Source organism: Natrialba sp. PRR66 (assembly GCF_034808065.1).
Lineage (GTDB): Archaea > Halobacteriota > Halobacteria > Halobacteriales > Natrialbaceae > Natrialba > Natrialba aegyptia.
The window spans coordinates 41,115-59,532 of the sequence record NZ_JAXHGN010000008.1; the positions used below are offsets into that span (position 1 = coordinate 41,115).

17 protein-coding genes and 3 pseudogenes are annotated in these 18,418 nt (G+C 58.7%); 18 read left to right on the plus strand and 2 right to left on the minus strand.

Annotated elements, in window-relative coordinates; genetic code table 11:
• The first annotated feature begins 25 nt into the window (after window positions 1-25).
• Entirely contained in the window at window positions 26-1,159 is a 1,134-nt protein-coding gene (locus tag SM755_RS22635; protein ID WP_323174681.1) for an aminotransferase class V-fold PLP-dependent enzyme, read from the plus strand.
• Between the two features lie 33 nt (window positions 1,160-1,192).
• Here the strand turns inward: SM755_RS22635 and SM755_RS22640 are convergent, their stop codons facing one another.
• Window positions 1,193-1,927 (minus strand): helix-turn-helix domain-containing protein, encoded by a 735-nt coding sequence (locus SM755_RS22640; RefSeq protein WP_323174682.1) that lies wholly within the window; start codon window positions 1,925-1,927, stop codon window positions 1,193-1,195.
• Between the two features lie 86 nt (window positions 1,928-2,013).
• Between SM755_RS22640 and SM755_RS22645 the strand changes: the two genes are divergently transcribed.
• From SM755_RS22645 to SM755_RS22665, 5 genes are all read left to right on the plus strand, one after another.
• Complete coding sequence (locus SM755_RS22645; protein WP_323174683.1) at window positions 2,014-3,123, plus strand: MBL fold metallo-hydrolase; 1,110 nt, start codon at window positions 2,014-2,016, stop codon at window positions 3,121-3,123.
• A 3-nt stretch (window positions 3,124-3,126) separates the two neighbouring features.
• Entirely contained in the window at window positions 3,127-4,422 is a 1,296-nt protein-coding gene (locus tag SM755_RS22650) for an MFS transporter (protein WP_323174684.1), read from the plus strand.
• Between the two features lie 186 nt (window positions 4,423-4,608).
• Window positions 4,609-5,757, plus strand: a complete 1,149-nt coding sequence (locus SM755_RS22655) for a rhodanese-like domain-containing protein (protein WP_323174685.1) — start codon at window positions 4,609-4,611, stop codon at window positions 5,755-5,757.
• 130 nt (window positions 5,758-5,887) lie between these two features.
• On the plus strand, window positions 5,888-6,139 hold the full coding sequence (locus SM755_RS22660; RefSeq protein ID WP_323174686.1) for a hypothetical protein: 252 nt from the start codon (window positions 5,888-5,890) through the stop codon (window positions 6,137-6,139).
• A 37-nt stretch (window positions 6,140-6,176) separates the two neighbouring features.
• The gene (locus SM755_RS22665) at window positions 6,177-6,554 is read left to right on the plus strand and encodes a universal stress protein (RefSeq protein ID WP_323174687.1); all 378 of its coding nucleotides are present in this window, start codon (window positions 6,177-6,179) and stop codon (window positions 6,552-6,554) included.
• Between the two features lie 100 nt (window positions 6,555-6,654).
• On the opposite strand, the gene SM755_RS22670 is transcribed toward SM755_RS22665, so the two are convergent.
• Complete coding sequence (locus SM755_RS22670; protein ID WP_323174688.1) at window positions 6,655-7,038, minus strand: DUF302 domain-containing protein; 384 nt, start codon at window positions 7,036-7,038, stop codon at window positions 6,655-6,657.
• 109 nt (window positions 7,039-7,147) lie between these two features.
• Between SM755_RS22670 and SM755_RS22675 the strand changes: the two genes are divergently transcribed.
• The 12 genes and pseudogenes from SM755_RS22675 (at window position 7,148) to SM755_RS22725 (ending at window position 18,234) form a co-directional block, all read left to right on the plus strand.
• Window positions 7,148-7,810: a methyltransferase domain-containing protein gene (locus tag SM755_RS22675; protein WP_323174689.1), complete on the plus strand. Its 663-nt coding sequence runs from the start codon at window positions 7,148-7,150 to the stop codon at window positions 7,808-7,810.
• Between the two features lie 223 nt (window positions 7,811-8,033).
• Window positions 8,034-8,393, plus strand: coding sequence for a thioredoxin (gene trxA / locus SM755_RS22680; RefSeq protein WP_013881878.1), 360 nt, complete (start codon window positions 8,034-8,036; stop codon window positions 8,391-8,393).
• A complete protein-coding gene (locus SM755_RS22685; RefSeq protein WP_323174690.1) occupies window positions 8,390-9,433 on the plus strand; it encodes an FAD-dependent oxidoreductase in 1,044 nt (347 codons plus the stop codon). Before trxA ends, SM755_RS22685 begins: the two co-directional genes overlap by 4 nt.
• Window positions 9,434-9,594: 161 nt before the next feature.
• The gene (locus SM755_RS22690) at window positions 9,595-10,614 is read left to right on the plus strand and encodes an NAD(P)/FAD-dependent oxidoreductase (RefSeq protein ID WP_323174691.1); all 1,020 of its coding nucleotides are present in this window, start codon (window positions 9,595-9,597) and stop codon (window positions 10,612-10,614) included.
• A 113-nt stretch (window positions 10,615-10,727) separates the two neighbouring features.
• Window positions 10,728-11,894, plus strand: coding sequence for an ISH3 family transposase (locus tag SM755_RS22695; protein ID WP_323174692.1), 1,167 nt, complete (start codon window positions 10,728-10,730; stop codon window positions 11,892-11,894).
• 193 nt (window positions 11,895-12,087) lie between these two features.
• Window positions 12,088-12,562, plus strand: a pseudogene (locus SM755_RS22700) (transposase); the annotation flags it as partial.
• A 140-nt stretch (window positions 12,563-12,702) separates the two neighbouring features.
• Window positions 12,703-13,884 (plus strand): annotated as a pseudogene (locus SM755_RS22705) (transposase); the annotation flags it as partial.
• 502 nt (window positions 13,885-14,386) lie between these two features.
• Window positions 14,387-15,694 (plus strand): hypothetical protein, encoded by a 1,308-nt coding sequence (locus SM755_RS22710; RefSeq protein WP_323174694.1) that lies wholly within the window; start codon window positions 14,387-14,389, stop codon window positions 15,692-15,694.
• Window positions 15,695-16,147: 453 nt separating this feature from the next.
• On the plus strand, window positions 16,148-17,059 hold the full coding sequence (locus SM755_RS22715) for a ParA family protein (protein WP_323174695.1): 912 nt from the start codon (window positions 16,148-16,150) through the stop codon (window positions 17,057-17,059).
• A gap of 14 nt (window positions 17,060-17,073) precedes the next feature.
• A complete protein-coding gene (locus tag SM755_RS22720) occupies window positions 17,074-17,514 on the plus strand; it encodes a hypothetical protein (RefSeq protein WP_323174717.1) in 441 nt (146 codons plus the stop codon).
• Between the two features lie 222 nt (window positions 17,515-17,736).
• Window positions 17,737-17,805 (plus strand): annotated as a pseudogene (locus SM755_RS24590) (zinc-ribbon domain-containing protein); the annotation flags it as partial.
• Window positions 17,806-17,844: 39 nt separating this feature from the next.
• Window positions 17,845-18,234 (plus strand): hypothetical protein, encoded by a 390-nt coding sequence (locus SM755_RS22725; RefSeq protein ID WP_323174696.1) that lies wholly within the window; start codon window positions 17,845-17,847, stop codon window positions 18,232-18,234.
• Window positions 18,235-18,418: the final 184 nt, after the last annotated feature.

Consider the following 18,418-nt stretch of genomic DNA (forward strand, 5'->3'; position numbering starts at 1 on the left):
TTACTATCTGATTCCGTAGAGAGGTATGCAACCGAGTACGACGATGACGCCAACCGAACTCAGGGCGGATATCCCTGCCCTGCAGGAGGGTACCTATCTCAACTTCGGCGCTCACGGCCCGAGTCCGAAATACGTCGTCGATGCCGCCGACGAGTTCGTCCGCGAGCACGAGTACGAGTCGTCGGTCGGGGACCATCCCTACGAGACGGCGTTTCGAGCCTTCGACCGCACTCGAGAGCGAGTCGCGTCGTTCGTCGGCGCGGATCCGGACGAAATCGCTCTCACTGAGAGCACGACGGCTGGGATCAACGCCGTCGCCAACGCGATCGACTGGCAGCCCGGCGACGTCGTTGTGCGGACGGGCCTCGAGCACCCCGCCGGAATCCTCCCGTGGCAACGCCTCGAGCGAGAAGGCGTCGAGGTCCGAGTCGTCGAGACCGAAGCTGGTCGCGTCGATCTCGAGCGCTTCGCCGAGGCCGTCTCGGATGCCAGACTCGTCTGCTTCAGCGCGGTCACGTGGACCCATGGGACACGGCTGCCGGTGACGGAACTGGTCGATATCGCCCACGACGCGGGTGTGCTCGCGCTCGTCGACGCCGTGCAGGTCCCCGGACAGCTGTCGATGGACGTCCGAGAGTGGGGCGCTGACGCGGTCGCCGCCGCCGGACACAAGTGGCTGCTGGGATTGTGGGGCGGCGGCTTTCTCTACGTCGACCGCGATGTCGCCGAAGGCCTTGAGCCGCGGACGGTCGGCTATCGAAGCGTCGAGACGCCGTCCGCCGATCCCTACGAGTACGCGACCGGCGCACGTCGGTTCGAGGTCGGGTCAGCGAACCCGGCACCCCACGTCGCGCTTCGGGAAGCAATCGACGTGATCGACGAAGTTGGGATCGACCGGATCGAAGACCGTGTCCACCGTCTCGCTGGGCGGCTGGCCGACGGCGTCCCCGACGACCGCCTGCTCAGCCCGTCGCCACCGGAATCGGGACTCGTAACGATCGACGTCGACGATCCAGAGGCGACGGTCGAGCGACTGGCCGCCGCCGGGGTCGTCATCCGGCCGCTCCCGTCGCCGAACGCAATCCGCGCGTCCGTCCATGCGGTCAATACCGCTGCCGACGTTGACCGACTGCTTGAGGGACTGTACGGTGAGTGGTAGGAACCATTTCTACAGGAAGTGTCGAACATGCGATCAGTTGGCGCTCCGTTCGGCCCGTCCTGGCTGATCGATTCCCAGCGGATCCGCTGCCGTTCCCGACGTCACCAACCGCAAATACGTACCGGCGTTCGCCATGAGCTTGTTCTCCGCCTTTCGGAGGTGCTCCTCGTAGGTCGACCGGGCCACGGACGTCTGTGACGCCAGCTCCCGAAGCGACGTCCCTCGCGGCTGTTCGTAGTAGCCGTTTTCCAGCGCCAACTCCAGCGACGCCAGCTGTCGATCAGTGAGTCCATCGAACAACTGATCCACCGGTGCCAGCATACTGTGCGGAATCCCTTGCTCCGTGATGGCCGTCTTCGCGAGTAGTTCGATGTCTCGATCCGCTTCGAGATCCCGAAACAGCGCCTGTACGTCGGCTTCGTCGAATGAGATCACCGTGTAATGCTCCCACCCCTGTCGGTGAATCGTCGGCGGCTGATAGAGGCAGTTGTGGTCCTCGAAACGCTCGAGGATCGACCCCTCGAGCGGGCAGAGACAGGACTGGGTGACGACGTGGAGTCCCGAATCGCCGATCGACTCGTGGAGGACCGTTCCGATTCCGTCGATCTCTTCCAACAGGCCATCGGTCGGCGCCTCTGTGGAGGTGATCTCGAGTACCTGACAGTCACTCAGATACCACTCTCGTATCGTGAGGTCGGGATGCCGTTCCGAAATCTCTCGGTACGGGCACTCGTGTTTCAGCCGAAACGACGCCTCGTACAGACTCATACAGCATTGTTCGTTCTCGCAGTGATTAACGGTGCCGGTCATGTCCCGCACCACCGCTATTCCGATACCGTCCGTACAGGCAATCGATGACGGTAACCAGTCCGACGGAACTCAGCGATCGGTTACACGACGACGAGGACGTGCTCGTGCTCGATATCCGTCACCGAGACGACTACGAGGAGTGGCACGTTTCCGACAGCATCAACGTCGACGTCTACGACGAACTGACCGACGATCCGGAGACGGCGAAAGAGCCTCTCGCGGACCTCCCGGACGACCGCGAGATCGTCACAGTCTGCGCCGCGGGAGTCGTCTCGCAGACCGCGACGGACGTCCTGCAAGGAATGGGCTACGACGCCAAGACGCTGGCCGACGGGATGACCGGCTGGAGTCGGGTTCACCGGAGCGCGTCCGTCCCGGCCGACCTCGACGGAACGCTCGTCCAAGTCGCCCGGCCGGGTAAGGGGTGTCTCTCTCACGTCCTGATTTCGGACGGTGACGCCCCCGTGTTCGACCCCTCACACTACCTCGAGGAGTACGAGGCGATCGTCGACGAGTACGACGCCGAACTCGTCGCCGTCTTCGATACGCACGCCCACGCCGACCACGTCTCCGGCGGTACGGAACTCGCCGAGCGCCACGACGTCCCGTACTACCTTCACCCGAAGGACGCGCTCGCGATCGACGTGACTCCGATCGAGGATGGAGCGACGATCGAGATCGGAACGGTCGCCGTCGAGGCGATTCACACGCCCGGGCACAGCGAGGGCAGCGTCTCGTTCGATCTCGAGGGCGAAACGTTGCTCACGAGCGATACGCTCTTCCACGAGAGCGTCGGTCGCGTCGAACTCGGCGTCGAAGCTGGGCTCGAGGATACCGACGTCGAGGAGAACGCCGCGACGCTCTACGAGAGCCTCCAGCGCCTATTGGGGCGCCCGGACGACGCAGTCGTCCTCCCGGCGCACGATCCCGGATCGCCCGAACCGCCGGTGACCGCGACGCTCGCGGAGGTCCGAGAGCGAAACGAGGACCTTAGGCGCGATCGCGAAGCGTTCGTCGAGACGCTCGCTTCGGATATCCCGGAGCATCCGCCGAACTTCGAGCGCGTCAAGCGGGCGAACGTCGGGCAGGAGGACGTTCCCGACGAGGAGCTATCCGAACTGGAACTGGGTCCCAACCGCTGTGCCGCCGAGTAATCCATGAGCGAGGGAACAGAACTGAAACAGGGCATCCGCGAACACCTCGGGCAGTTCTCGCTGCACGTCCTGCTGGTGTTCGCAACCGGGCTGACGATCGGTTCGGAGCGTACCGTCGTTCCCGTCCTCGGCGAGGACGTGCTCGGCGTCGAGTCGTTCTTCGTCATCGGCTCGTTCGTAGTCTCCTTCGGCTTCGTCAAGGCGTTGCTCAACCTCTACGCCGGCAAGTGGGGCGAAGAGTACGGGCGCAAGCCGGTGCTCGTTCTCGGCTGGATCACCGCACTGCCGATTCCGGTGATCCTGATCTTCGCGCCCAGTTGGGGTTGGATCACCGTCGGGAACATCTTACTGGGGATCAATCAGGCGCTGACCTGGAGCATGGCAATCAACGCCAAGATCGACCTCGCCGGTCCTGAGCAGCGCGGGCTCGCCGTCGGTATCGATGAGGCGTTCGGCTACACCGGTGTCGCCGCGGGCGCGTGGATCACGGGTGTTATCGCCGGCCAGTGGAGCCTCCGGCCGGAGCCGTTCGTCTTCCTGGCCGCCGTGGTGGTGCTGGCGTTCCTCATCTCAGTCTTTCTCATCAAGGAGACCGTCCAGTTCACACAACTCGAGGGCGACGACGACCACCACGACGCGAACCTCCTGTTCAAGGAGGTACTGAAGCGAGCGACCTACGGCGACAGGACGCTGTTCGCAGCGGCCCAGGCCGGCCACGTCGAGAACTTCGTGGACACGCTGTTCTGGATCGGGGTGCCGCTCTATCTCACGAGTCAGGGGCTCGCGATCGAAGCCGTCGGTGTCGTCGTCGGCGTCCACAGCGCCATGTACTTCCTCCAGATCGGTACCGGTGGTCTTGCGGACCGCATCGGGCGCCGACCTCCGGTCGTTGCAGGTATGTTCCTCGCTGGCGCGGGTGTCCTCGGCATGGTGTTCGTCAAGGGCTACCTCCCCTGGGCGATCCTGTCTGCCCTCTCCGGGCTCGGAATGGCCTTGCTCTACCCGAACCTGATGACCGTTCCCAGTGACGCGGCCCATCCGACCTGGCGGTCGGCCGGTATGGGCGTCTACCGGATGTGGCGCGACGCCGGCTACGGCGTCGGTGCGATCCTGATCGGCCTCTCGATGGAGTTCGTGAGCGCCGAAGCCGCGTTCTACCTGACCGCCGTCTTGATGTTCCTCTCGGGTACTGTCGTCTATCTCTGGATGGAGGAGACCCATCCCGAGTTCGGTACCCACGAACCACCGGCGCCGGCTCCGGCCTCGGAGACGATCCATGGCACGACATCTGAAGACTGAGCCGGCCATTTCTGCAGACGGACGCTCGAAGACTGCTGTTCGACGACCTCGATCGAACGAGTCTCTCTGCGTTGCAGCTTCGGTCTCCGTTACGTCGATCGACGCCAGTATTACTGGTCGAGGATGTCCATGCAGGGATAGGAACTATCGGCGGCTCGTTCCAAATAATATTGTGAGGAAATTCCAATGGTGAACCAGATTTCACCCGAGCAACTCGCAGAGATGATCGATTCGAACGAGTCGTTTACGCTCGTCGATACGCGCCCCGAAGACAGTTACGAGGGCTGGCGGATCCACGGCGCGGAGAACGTCCCGTTCGGCCCAGACGAAGAACTGAGCGACGAGCAACTCGAGCAACTCGAGAACACCCGCGATGGCGACTCGATCGTCGCGATCTGCGGGAAGGGACTCACGTCGACGCCGTTCAGCTTCGAACTCGAGCAACACGGGTACGACGACGTGTCTGTCGTCAAAGGCGGCATGGAGGATTGGAGCAAGGTCTACGAGATCGTTCCTGTCGAGACCGAAAACGACGACCTCGTCGTCCTGCAACTGCAGCGACGGGCGAAGGGCTGTCTCGGCTACGTCGTCGGCTCGAGAGACGCCGAGGCGGCCGTCGTCGTCGATCCGACGCGACAGACGGACCAGTTCAAAATCGTCGCCGAGGAGGCCGGGCTGACGATCGAACGCGTCCTCGACACTCACGTCCACGCCGACCACATCTCGGGTGGATCGAAACTGGCGACGGAGCTGGACGTCCCCTACCATCTCGGGGAGAATGCGAGCGAGCGGGGCGTCGAGTACGACTACGAACCCCTCGCCGACGGCGAGACGATCGAACTCGGCGAGATTGAGATCGAAACGCTGCACACGCCGGGGCACACGACCGAGATGGTCAACTACCTCGTCGACGGCGAGGCGCTGCTGACCGGCGACACGCTGTTCGTCGAGTCCGTCGGCCGGACGGAGCTTCAATTCGGCGACGAAGATGCGGCGCGAGGAGCCGAACTGCTCTATGAATCGATTCACGACACTATCCTCGAGTTACCGGAGCAGACGCGGATCCTTCCGGGCCACGTGTCGGTCACGGAGGACAACCGATACGAGGTCGGCTCGCCCGGCGAACTGATCGGCGCTCGACTGGGCGACCTCCGCGACGACCTCGACCTGCTGGGACTGGACGAGGACGAGTTCGTGGACCGGTTGGTCGATAACGCGCCCGACAAGCCGCCGAACTACGAGCGCGTGATCGAGATCAACACGGGTTCGGAGCCGCCCGAGGACGAGTCCGAGGCGACGGAACTCGAACTGGGGCCGAACAACTGTGCAGCGTAGCCCGTCCGCGCTCGTTGTGCTTTGAACCCCATTTTCGTCCGTCGGATCATCGGCAGTCGGACGAATCGTTGGCCGCTGCCTCTAGGGGGTCGACCGGAGCGCTTTCATCGATCTGGGTCGAACGCTCCGTATGGACGAGGGAAACGTCGTAATCGCGTGTCGTAACTGCGAGTTCCGCGAGTCGTTCGCGAACCTGGGTACCGCACGCACCGCACTCAGCGATCACGAGTCGGCGACGGACCACGGCGTCGACTGGCAGATCAATCGCGTTGCTGCCGGTGTCGAACGCGCCGGAGCGGACGCTAGCGTCTGTGGTGTTCCCGGCTGTGAGAGCCCCGACTCACCGCTTCTCGATTGGACGCAGTCCGATAGCGAGTCATAACGCCCGGACGACGGCGACGATCGAGAGCGTCTGGACGGTGACGCTCACCGTAGTCTTCGGAGAGTTTTCGGATGCGACCGTCATCGCGCTGTACGTCACCGAGGTCCCTGCTGGTCGGTGGGCCCAACTCGTGGGTCCCGAACTGCAAATTCCCGTTACCGAGCGAGCGCAGGAATACGCGGACAACGTCCTCGAGTCTGCGAGGGAGACTGCGTCGAAGTACGGCCGAAGTCTCGAAATGACCGTCGCCATAGGCGATCCGGATCACCGAATCGTTGCGACGGCCGAGGAAGAAGCGGTCGCCCTGATCGTCGTCGGAAGCAATGGACAGGAGGGAATCTCACGCGTCCTGCTCGGGACCGTCGCGGAAAAGGTCGGTCGCCGATCGCCCGTTCCCGTCTTCGTGGTCCGATAGACGGCAAATCGTCGGAACGCGCTGAAGAGTGTGAATAGAATAAGCGCACACAATGGCATCGACCGTATCTTCCCCCGATATATAAAATCAGGCAATCGGGCTACAGCGACTCGAGAACCCGTTCGAAGCGCTCGTACGCGTCGTCGCCGATCGGGTCGAGTTCGTCGTCGGCGGTAATGCCGATCAGGCGCTGCGGGTCGACTGCAGTGACGACTATGCCGTCATCATCGTCGTAGACGACGACGTTGCACGGAAGCAACGTCCCGAGTTCGAGATCGTGCTCGAGTCCTTGATGGGCCAACTGCGGATTGCACGCACCCAGGATTCTGTACTGTCGGAAGTCCTCGTCGAGTTTCTTTTGCAGCGTTTCCTGGACGTCGATATCGCAGAGCACGCCGAACCCCTCGTCCTCGAGGGCGTCGATCGTTTTCTCGACGACGTCGTCGAATTCGCCGTCGACTCGAGTACGGAGCGTATAGGCCATACTGTCCGACCCATTTCGAGAATAGTCGTAGTTGGGGTAGCAACAGCAAGCCCGCGGACGTGCATCAGTTCGGGGAAGACTGTAGTCCGTCCACGATGAAGAGATTACTATGGTTTCTCGTCGTACCGTACGAGTGATCGCCGCTTTGCTCGGACTCACGCTGCTCGCCGGACTCGGATACGCCCTCCGGTGGCGATCGAACCCGTCGCCGTGCCCGTACGCCCAGCGCCACGCGATCGACCTCCCGCGGCCGGTCATCACTCGCTCCCGACTGCGCGACGTACTCGAGCCCCAGCCCGGTGAGCGTATTCTCGAGGTCGGACCGGGAACCGGCTACTACACCGGGATGGTCGCACGGGCGATCGAATCGTCGGGGACACTGCACGCCGTGGACGTCCAATCAGAGATGGTCGAGCACCTCCGAACGCGAATGCGACAAGAGGGAACCCTGAACGTCGAACCGATTCGCGGCGATGCACGATCGCTTCCGTACCCGGACGACACGTTCGACGCCGCGTATCTGGTCTTAGTCCTCGGCGAGATTCCCGACCAGGAGCGGGCCCTCGACGAACTCGAGCGGGTCCTGAAACCCGACGGTCGACTCGTCGTCGGCGAGTCGCTCCCCGACCCGCACTTCGTCGGATTCGAAGGGTTGCGACGCCGAATCGAGCAACGGGGACTGACGTTTGATGCGCGCGTTGGAACGCGAGTCGGGTATTTCGCGCGCTTCGACGTGGGGACCGCGGACCGATCGATCGATCCCGTCGAATGATCGGTTGTTATCAGATAGTACAAAACTGTCTCGAGAAACCTCGAACGTGGAGCAGGAGTCCTCTCCCTCGTTCTCAGACTCCACGGGGACATTATAGCGGATATAGTGGGTTCCGACGGTTATCTCATCACGCCCGCAACGGGAATGACGATCGATCGAAACCATATGGTATTGCGCACTACACACAAAACCTTTAAACACTATCAGTCCATACGTAGTGGTGATGGCAACTGATGCACGCGACGACGTTTCGGCGGGATCGCTCAACGAACCGATCTACATCGACGGAAGAAGCCACCTCGAGGACGTCACGACGGCACACGACGTCGTCCTCGTGGACTTCTACGCCGACTGGTGTGGCCCCTGTCAGATGCTCAACCCCGTCCTCGAGCGGCTTGCGGACACGACTGAGGCCGTGATCGCCAAGGTCGACGTCGACGAACACCAGCAGCTCGCGGGGTCGTTCGGCGTTCGCGGCGTGCCGACGCTCGTCCTCTTCGCGGACGGCGAACAGGTCGAACAGCAGTCCGGCGCGCTGCCGGAAGACCGACTCCGTACCCTGATCGAGGGATACACCGAATGAACGAGGAAACTGACACGACCGCGGACGTTCGCGACGTGGTAATCGTCGGCTCCGGTGTCGCCGGCCTCTCGGCGGCCGTCTACGCCGCGCGGGCCGACCTCGAGCCGCTGGTGCTCGAGGGACCCGAACCCGGCGGCCAGCTGACGCTGACGACCGACGTCGAGAACTACCTCGGCTTCCCCGAGGGCGTCGGCGGGATGGAACTGATCCAGAACGGCAAGGAACAGGCCGAGCGCTTCGGCGCCGAGTTCACTCACGGCACCGTCGAAAACGCGACGCTCGAGGAGCGGCCGTTCGAGCTCGACCTCTCGAACGGCGATACTCTGCGAACGCGTGCGCTGATCGTCGCGAGCGGCGCGAGCGCTCGCTGGGTCGGCGCCGAGAACGAGGACGAGCTGATGGGGTACGGCCTCTCGACGTGTGCGACCTGCGACGGCGCGTTCCACCGCGGCGACGACGTCCTTGTCATCGGCGGCGGCGACTCGGCGATGGAAGAAGCGCTCTTCCTCGCGAAGTTCGCCGACAGCGTGACGGTCGTCCACCGCCGCGAGGAACTACGCGCCTCCGAGATCATGGCCGACCGCGCGCGCAATCACGAGGATATCGAGTTCCTCTGGAACACCGAACTCGAGGCGCTCCACGGCTCGCAGGAGGAGGGCGTCACCGGCGCGACGCTCGTCTCCCATCCCGACGGCTACCCCAGCGAGAGGGCTGCAAACGGCGTGGACGTGGACCGGGAGACCGTCGACGTCGGCGGCGTGTTCTACGCCATCGGCCACACGCCGAACACTGAGTTCCTCGAGGGGACCGCCGTCGACCGCGACGAACGTGGCTACCTCTACACCCGAACTGACGACGCCGGCCGTGCAACCACCGAGACGACGGTCGAGGGGGTCTTCGCCGCCGGTGACGTCGCCGATCCGCACTATCAACAGGCGATCACCGCCGCTGGAACCGGTAGCATGGCGGCACTCGACGGCGAAGCGTACCTCGAGACGCTCGAGCGGACGGCAGAGACCGCACTTGAGAGTCCTCTGTAGCTAAAAACATGGATTCTATGAGTTATTAGATTAAGGACGGCTGCTCAGTAAGTCTATAGAATTCAAGAACTAGAGCTCACTCGCTGGCTTTGTCACTGTTTCCACAATATCACGCCGATTTCGAACCACCATTTTATGTGTCGATATCGGACGAAGAGACGATGGCTACTGATTCAACTGTTCACGATTACGAAGTTCTCGTCGTCGGAGGCGGTCCGGCTGGAATGACCGCAGCGCTGTATACGACGCGACTCGGTCATCGAACGGCCGTCGTCGATCGAGGCGGTGGACGCGCAGCGATGATGCAAGAGGTCCACAATTTACTGGGTGTCACGGAGGAGATATCCGGGAACGAATTTCTCTCGGTTGGTAGAGACCAACTTCGGGAGTACGGGTGCGATGTTCACACTGATCTACTCGTCTCCTGTGATAGCAATGAGGATGGTTCGATCCGTCTCTGCGGGAATAATGCTGACTATCGCACAGAGTACGTTGTTCTCGCGACGGGATTCAACGATGTCCGCCCAGAACCGCCACTACCGCGGACCGGTCGTGGACTCCACTACTGCTTGCACTGTGATGCCTACATGTTCGTCGATGAACCCGTCTACGTCATGGGATACGGGGAGAGCGCTGCACACGTAGCTGCGATCATGCTGAACTTCACTGACGATGTTGATCTACTCACTCGCAATGATAGCCCTGAATGGAGCGACGAGACGGCAACGATGCTCTCGAACCATCCGATCGATATCATTCACGAGGACATCACTGGCGTTCAAAACGACAAAGATGGCTGGTTAGCAGCCCTCGAGTTCGAAGACGGCATGATTCGCGAGTACAAGGGTGGCTTCGCCATGTACGGTGCCGAGTACAACAACGGTCTGGCCCGTAATCTCGGCTGTAATGTCAACGATGATGGGACGGTCGTCGTCGATGATCACGGGCAGACAACCGTCGATCGCGTCTATGCAGTGGGAGACCTGACACCTGGGCACAATCAACTCCCGATTGCATTGGGGGAAGGAGCGAAGGCCGGTATTTCATTACATTTCGCGTTACGTGAATTTCCCCGTGATCTCGACATCATCGAGGAACAGGGTCCAGTCCGTTCCGATGAAGTTCCTGGGATTCCCGACGAACTTCTTGAGCAAGAAGTCGACTTCCACACATATGACTGAATGACTATATAATCGTTCTATAAGCACTATTATCGGATTGGGAGATATTAAATACATTTATATATTCAGTACTTCACAAAGCCGGTTAGTTAGAACGTCTGCTTGTTGAAGGTGTGTTCAAGACCCAACAAGCAGACAGTGAAATCCACGAGGACCAGCTCCTTAACTTCCTCGTCAACCAGCTTGACGAGGAAGTTGCTCTGAACCTTGCCAACAACGCTGAAATCGACGCAGAGGATATTTACGAGGTCCTCGTCGGCGCGACCGCCGACGGGACCTCGATTTCTACGCTCTGCAACTCCAGCGAGAACTCGCCATCAGCAAACGCGATTCTCTATCATCTCCGGACGAAGTTCGAGCCGGAATGGCTCGAACGAGTCGCAAACACGCTTCTTCGGCGAGATATTGTGGAACTGCTCCCCGAGCAGGTGGAGGTCTGCGCAGACCTCCACCTGCGGCCCTACTACGGTGACGAAGACAGCACAGACGCTCTCTACCACTCGGAAGCGAAGCGGGGAACCACTTCGTTCCACGCCTACGCCACACTCTACGCGCGTGTGAAAAACAAACGCTACACGCTGGCGGTGCGCCGTCTCGAAGACGGCGACACCGCCAGCAGCGTCCTCGCTGAGTTCCTCGGTGTTCTCGACGGCCTTGACACCGAAATCAAGGCCGTCTATCTTGATCGCGGATTCTACGACAGCAAGTGTCTCACGCTGCTACAGGCGCACAACTACGCCTACGTTGTCCCGATTATCCGGTGGGGTGAGGCGATTCAGCAGGAACTCTCGGAAGGGTGGAGTCGCATCATTCAACACGACTTGACAGGGAAACTCGACGGTCACAGCTGGACCGTCGAGTTTCCCGTCTACATCGACTGTACGTACCTGAACGGACGATATGACGAGCACGGCGTGGCGCGTCACGGCTACGCCGCTGACGCGCCGTTCATCGAGACACCACGCGACGCTCGATACCACTACAGCAAACGCTTCGGTATCGAGTCGAGCTATCGCTTGTCCGAGCAAGCGATAGCGACGACAACGACACGAGACGCAACGGTGAGATTGCTGTACGTCGTGGTGAGCCTGCTGTTACAGAACGCGTGGCGGTATCTCCACTACGAATACGTGGCGACGCCCCGCCGAGGCGGGCGTCGCCTCTGGTGGTGGCCATACAAAGAGTTCGTAAATATGGTTCGACGGGCCGTGTGGACGGCCCTCGCGGTGCGTCGGGCCGTCCCCGCGAACCGACCAGCTGATGACCGGTTCTACCGGTAGTCACTGACCGAGCAAGCGTCTTCGCAAGTGGCAACGCTGTCGCGTCGGCGGCTGACCGCCGCCGACAGCGACAGCTCCATCTTCGATCAGCGTTGCTCGACCGTTACTGACGACTCATCACAACAGAACAGGTGGCTCAGGTCAGGCTAACTGGCGATGCTTTGTGAGGTACTGATATTTGGTGGATGGGCACGACGCCATGTTTTTCCACCGTGAGAACGGCAGCAAGCACTACTGCCGCCGGACAAACTATCGCGTTCAAACACCGAAAGCGACCGCTCTCGTTGCCACGGCGATGCAAGCTGTCCTCGACGTTCACTGTACGACCGGGAAACCGCATGATACACAGTCCGGCTGGCGGGTCGCCTGCCGCAACACAGGCGATCTGCACAACCTCGCCAAAGGCTACGACTGGATGCAATTACGCGAAAACTCAGAGACGAGGGTATAGACCACTGATCAAGCATTGAATCTTCCGGCCCATCGACCCGCGCGTTGTGCGCATGGTCGATGGGCCTCGCTACCACCAGCGATCGATGTGTGAGGCCACCTTCTCAGCAATCAAGCGCACGCACGGCGTCGCTGTGCGTGCGCAAACCTGATATCGAGAATTTCGAGAATTCGTCGTGAAATGTGTCGTCAACATCAAGCGAGCGGTGACACAGTAAAATCAAGCATTGCATGGCGATTCACCAGAACCCGTCATTCCATTTCCAGAATACATCCTGAGTCAGCAAATTCATGAGGAACGTGACACGACAGATAAGATCCTCAATCACTTCTACCACCCCGATACAATCGTGAATCGATGGCTGACTCGCTGGATCCGTTCTCGGACCATGCCTGCCGAATGACTGATACCTATACGGGAATCGAAATTACTGAACAGCTTCAAGCAGGCAACTCGCTGCCATCGAGCATCGCTGAGAGTACGATTCGAACCGAATATCTCGATGACAGTTATCCAAAGTGGCACCCTGTCCCGGACTCGTTTCTCGGGATGGTTCGACTCCTCATCTACCGGGAAATCACGGGTGAGAGCTATCGAGCGCTGGCTCGGTATCAAGAACTTGCCGAACTATTCGGGCTGGATCACATCCCTGATAAATCTGTGCTGTCTCGAACATGGCGCAATCGCTTCAACGACGGCGTCCGAGAGTTCGTTCGGAGTGTTTCCCACTTCGTCGTCAAAGAGGTCCACGACCGGGAGTTCTCAGCTCCTGCTGTCCGGCCGAAAAGTGAGGTTATCGACGAGCAAAATCGTTCTCTCAAGGACGATGGGGCAGCTGGTCAAGGATTCACTGACGAACAAATCCACCGAACCACGCGCCTCGCACGGGACCACGGCTTCAACGAGTTCGATTCGGGTCGCGCCGCGAATGCTACGTATGGGGACACGCAGTTCTTCGAGTTGCAAACGTTCATGGGGATGGTCGGCTGTGGGACGCCACAGGGCGCAGCACGCTTCCAATATCGGCGTGGGACCGACTACGGTCCACACGGGGATACTCACCTCCGAGCAATCAAGCAATTTGATTTGGAGACACTCATCGACGGATTCAATGAGGCGACTGACCGGCTGGTTTCAGTCATCGCATCTGAAGCGTCGTTTCGCCGGCCGGTAGCAGCCGCGATCGACATCACGACCGTTCCATACTACGGCGACGTTGAGGGGATGTCGATGGTTAGCGGGACGAAAGAGCAGGAGCGTCGGGCGTTCAAATTCGCGACTTTGTCGATCATTGGGCAGAACATCCCGCTGGTACTCGGTGTAGAACCGGTTCGAGAGAGTTCGGAATGGGACAGAAATCCACCGAACAAGATTCACCGTGTCGTCCGACGCCTGGTGAAGCGAGCACAGGAACACGTCCCCATCGAAACGGTACTCTGTGACCGCGAGTTCGATTCTCAGCAGGTCTTACAGACGTGCTCGAATCTCGGAGTGAGCTACCTGATCCCGAAACGGATCAACAGCACGGAGCGGGAGGTCAACGCACCGATCTTGACCGCCGGCGAGTGTGTAGAGCTAATCGTCTCGGCGTTGATTCCGCCTGACTAATCGGCTGCATTCTCACCGAGGTAGCTGTATGGGAGTGGAAACGCTATTCAGCAACTCCAAAATTCGATTTTATCTTGTCAATACGCCCATATGAATTCAAAACTACCTCATATTGGCGAATAATCTCGATGATTGAGGAAAATTCAATTTGAAACTGACCTATCCTCCGAAACTCTGGGGCTAAATTCCCCTGAGACATTCGTATCGCGGCATACAGTTTATTCGCACGGCTCATTTTATCGCGCAATTTGTAGTGGGTTTAGCAGACTGAATTGGTCTGCCCAACCCACAAACTGATAAGGAATCCGATTGAAACGCTGAACGACTCGAATATGCCACTCTTAGAATCGCCATACCGGGCCGCGACTAGGTTTCTAACCGAATTCTGCGCCAATCCAATTTCGGACGGTCGAGTCCCCCAGAGATCGCTACAATGAGCCGATCGGATGCCGAGCAGGATGGCAAGATCGACGCTGAGCGGGTGCCATCATTCGATGGTGTCCGATGGACCTCGTGTTCACTCGAGGGCTTCACGGACCTGTATTGGGACGAGATTGCCCCCTGCCTCGAAGCAGAGGGTATCGATCCGAGAGGCGAGAAGCCTACCCACCAGTGGTTTCGGGATCACGATGCGCGGTCATTCCTCGCGGCTCTCCGTCGCCATCACGACCGCTCATTCGGGGAGTTCTGGAACGAGGACCTCGAGCTCGGTGATGATGAAGAGGGCTACACATGGGCAACAACGGATGATGCAACAATCGACGCCCTTGAACAGTTCCTCAACCGTCGGAAATCACGATACAGCCTTGCGACGTCGTCCGTCGACGCGCTGCGAACGCGACTGAATCTCTACGTCCGTGCTTATCGAGAGGCAAACGGGACAGATGACCTCCTTACACCGATTCAACGAGATCAAGAGAATCCAGACTACGAAGCCGTTGACGCGTGCTATGCAGCATTCGACTGGTTGAATGAGGGAACTAAACGCGAATACAGTGCCCAGACTCTCCAGCGTGTGCGGCGCGTCGTCGACGCCTGGTATCAGCATCTAGTCGGTCGACGGGTTGCCTCGATGAACCCTGCGAGCGGCCTCTACGACGAATTCAAGTGGGAAGTCGAAGATTCACCCACACCTTCGCTTTCAGCGAATCAGATTCGGAAACTGATGCAGGCGTCGGAGACAACGCGAGAACAGCTGCTCGTGGTGGCGTTAGCTGGCTGGGGACTTCGAGCGAGTGAGGTCGCCGCACTCCATGTATCGCAGTTCCACCGTGACGTTCCCGGAGACGACATCCCCTTCATCACGTTCGAGAGCCGCAAGAACGGGCCCGGTGAGGTGTCTCTCCTGTACGGAATGGACGTGCTCGACTCCCGAATCGACGAGCTAGCGGAAGACGATACGTGGACTGGATACTTGTTCCCCTCCTCTCAGGGAGAAACGCCGTACGTGACCCGAGATACAATCCGGAATTGGTTCCAAAATCTTGCAATGGAAGCAGATCTCCCCGAGCGGATCGAGGGTGAACGACCAAGTCCACAGCTCTGTCGTCGATTCTGGTACGATACCTATACAGCAGTCCTCGAAGGCGTTCTCGAAGGTGTCGACGAAATCGCTGCAGAGCAAGGTAGTAGCGATCCTCAGGTAGTGATGCAAAATTACCTGTCTGACTCGCGTTCTCGTCGAGTCCGACGAGAGTTCATGCGAGACCAACTTAACGCAGCCTTCGGAGAGAGAACGTAACATCAACCCATCTGTCGAGCTATTCCAAATGTCTGTCCTCGGTTGATGACTGAATCAATGAGTCACAGAGTCAATGAAGTATTGACTTCTGGAAGTTAAGAATCAAAGAGTCCATGATCTATAGCGTCATTTGCCATGATGGAGAGAGTGAATTCACCGACTCAGAGATTCATTGAGTCACTGAATCAGTGAGTGCCTGAAGCATTGAGTTGAGGATTCAGGAACACCAGACCCGCATCACGAAATCACTGAATCAATGAATCAATGAATCAGTGAAATTTTGACGTTGTGAATCATTGAGTCTGTGAGCCAATGATTCAAAGACAGTGCTCGGGAAAGAGGTAATCATAGCTCTTAGCCCCTCAAACGCCGATATCTGACAGAATCGCATTGAGAGAGATACAACTGAGTGTCTGACATGGATTTATGAGTCATTGATTCAATGATCGAACTATGACCGAGACACCTCGTGGATGGGGCGTCACACCATCGACTGGCATCCCTACGATCGCCTTCGGCAACCAGAAAGGCGGGACGGGAAAGACAACCGCGACGATCAACAGTGCCGCGGCACTGGCCACTCGCAACCACGATGTTCTTGCAATCGATATGGACCCACAAGCCGACATGACGAAAGGGCTTGGACTGGGTCCGGGCGACGACAACGATCCGTCAAGCCCGAAGAACGACCTCCCCAACACACTAGTCACCGATGACGAGAATCTGCTCGACGTACTCGTTGACAATCCGCGTACGCACGATACTAGTCTTTCAGAGATCGTGATCGAAGCCGACGAGTACGACCATCTGAACTTCGACCTGATTCCCAGTCACAAGGACATGGGCCTTGCTCGAGATTGGATGGACGATGCGAATGCTCGTCTCTCGCTGAAACTCGCCCTTGAAGAGATGGTTGACGACGGATACAACTACGATTTTATCGTAGTCGATTGCCCTCCCGACCTCTCAGTCCTGACGGACGCGGCCTTCATCGCGGCTCAGAACGTCTTCCTGGCTGCACAGACCCAAGCAACATCACGGGATGCACTTGACGACCTGTGGGACCAGCTGGAGTCCATAGAGGACAACCAGCAGATCGAGATCGCAATCGTTGGACTCCTGGCGAACATGTACCGGGACGACGGTCAGTCACAAAAATTCCTCAACGCATTCGACGAGTCCTTCGCGTCGATGGCGCCGATTTTCAAACTCCCGATGCGGGTGGCGATCCAGCGTGCGTGGGACAACGGACGGGATATTTTCGAATGGGAGGACGCGAACGATCAGCAAGTAGAGCGCGATATCTTCCTCGAGGTTGCAGAAACGATGGAACGGGCGTTCGACAAAACGCAGGTGGAGGTGTAAGTATGCCTCGAGGAATGGATGAGCGATTCGAGGATCCTTCAGACGAAGGGGAAGAGGAGGACGCGGTCACAGACGAGGAGACCACAGAGACGTCGGAGGAATCGGAAGAACAGGGTCGTAAAACTGCGGCAGCGACCGAGGATCGACCAGATCAGCAGAGAACCGCATCCACGACCGATACTGATTCGTCGACCAGTGAGGCAGGAGAGACAGATGACGAAACGCTGAACATCCGCGAAGATTGGGATTCAGCCACAATATACGTTGAACCGGAGCAAAGCGAGGACATCGAGATCACGTTCACTCGCCTGAAAAAGCAGCTCAAACGCGAGGACATCACGCTGGAGAAAAACAAGCACTTCTACCGCGGTGTTTTCGAGGTAGCGTTCGGCGAGCACCAGGAAGAAACGAAGGAGAAGATTCGCGAACTCGCCAAGGAAGACGTCGATCAGTGAATCAGTGATTCACTGAATTGGAATGTTAAGAGAATGGCCCCGGCATCGAATGAGGTTCTCAGAATCGATCCTCTCCTGTTCTTTTGAAAGCCAAAAATGAATCGTCATTCACTATACTATCGAGTCGTTGGTGGAAAAGGTCAGATTGACCCCCTATCTATAATCCGTCCTGAAAAGAGATCCTTAGCAAAGTCTGTGTAGTCGCAAGTTGCAGTAGTCAGTATGCCTTACTGCCCGAATTGCGGAGACCAAGTCAAAGACATTCATCACTACTGCGGGTCATGTGGTCAGGCGCTTTCTGATATTGCAGAGTCAGAAAACGAGCCTCCGATGGCAGTCGATCGTAAAGGCTTCCTCTCGTTGCGCTCACTCTCGTACGTCAACAACCTACTGAACGGAGAGCAAGATCTGGACAGAGACTCGGTATCTTATACCCAATTGTCGCGAGAAGTGAGTGCCGCCTTCGCTGATTTTGCTCGTCTGGCGATGATAAAAGACTTAGATTTGCTCCAGCTCTGGGCTGCGGGCTCCAGTTCCGAGGGGTTGAACACTCCTGTTGAAGACATGAGTAGCAACCAGTTCCGCGACTGGCTGGCCGCTATTGGCCTTTCTCGTACTCTACGGATGTACGACGAATCTCTCCACACGGGGTTCGAGGACGACTTCAACGAGCGACTCCAGAAGCTCCTCGAGATTGCCGGGGAGGAACTCGATAGTTAGGGGTGTGTCCAGCGAGAATCCTCGCCTATGCACGCACTTTGTATCGAGGGGTTACGTACGGCGAACGTCCTGAATCGAACACCCTAACGCCGTACGTACATGCTCCACCCTCGAAGGGGAGATCAGTTTATAGGGTTATCAGTTTCTAACCAGTCGATCAATCGAGACGATTAACTCATCACCA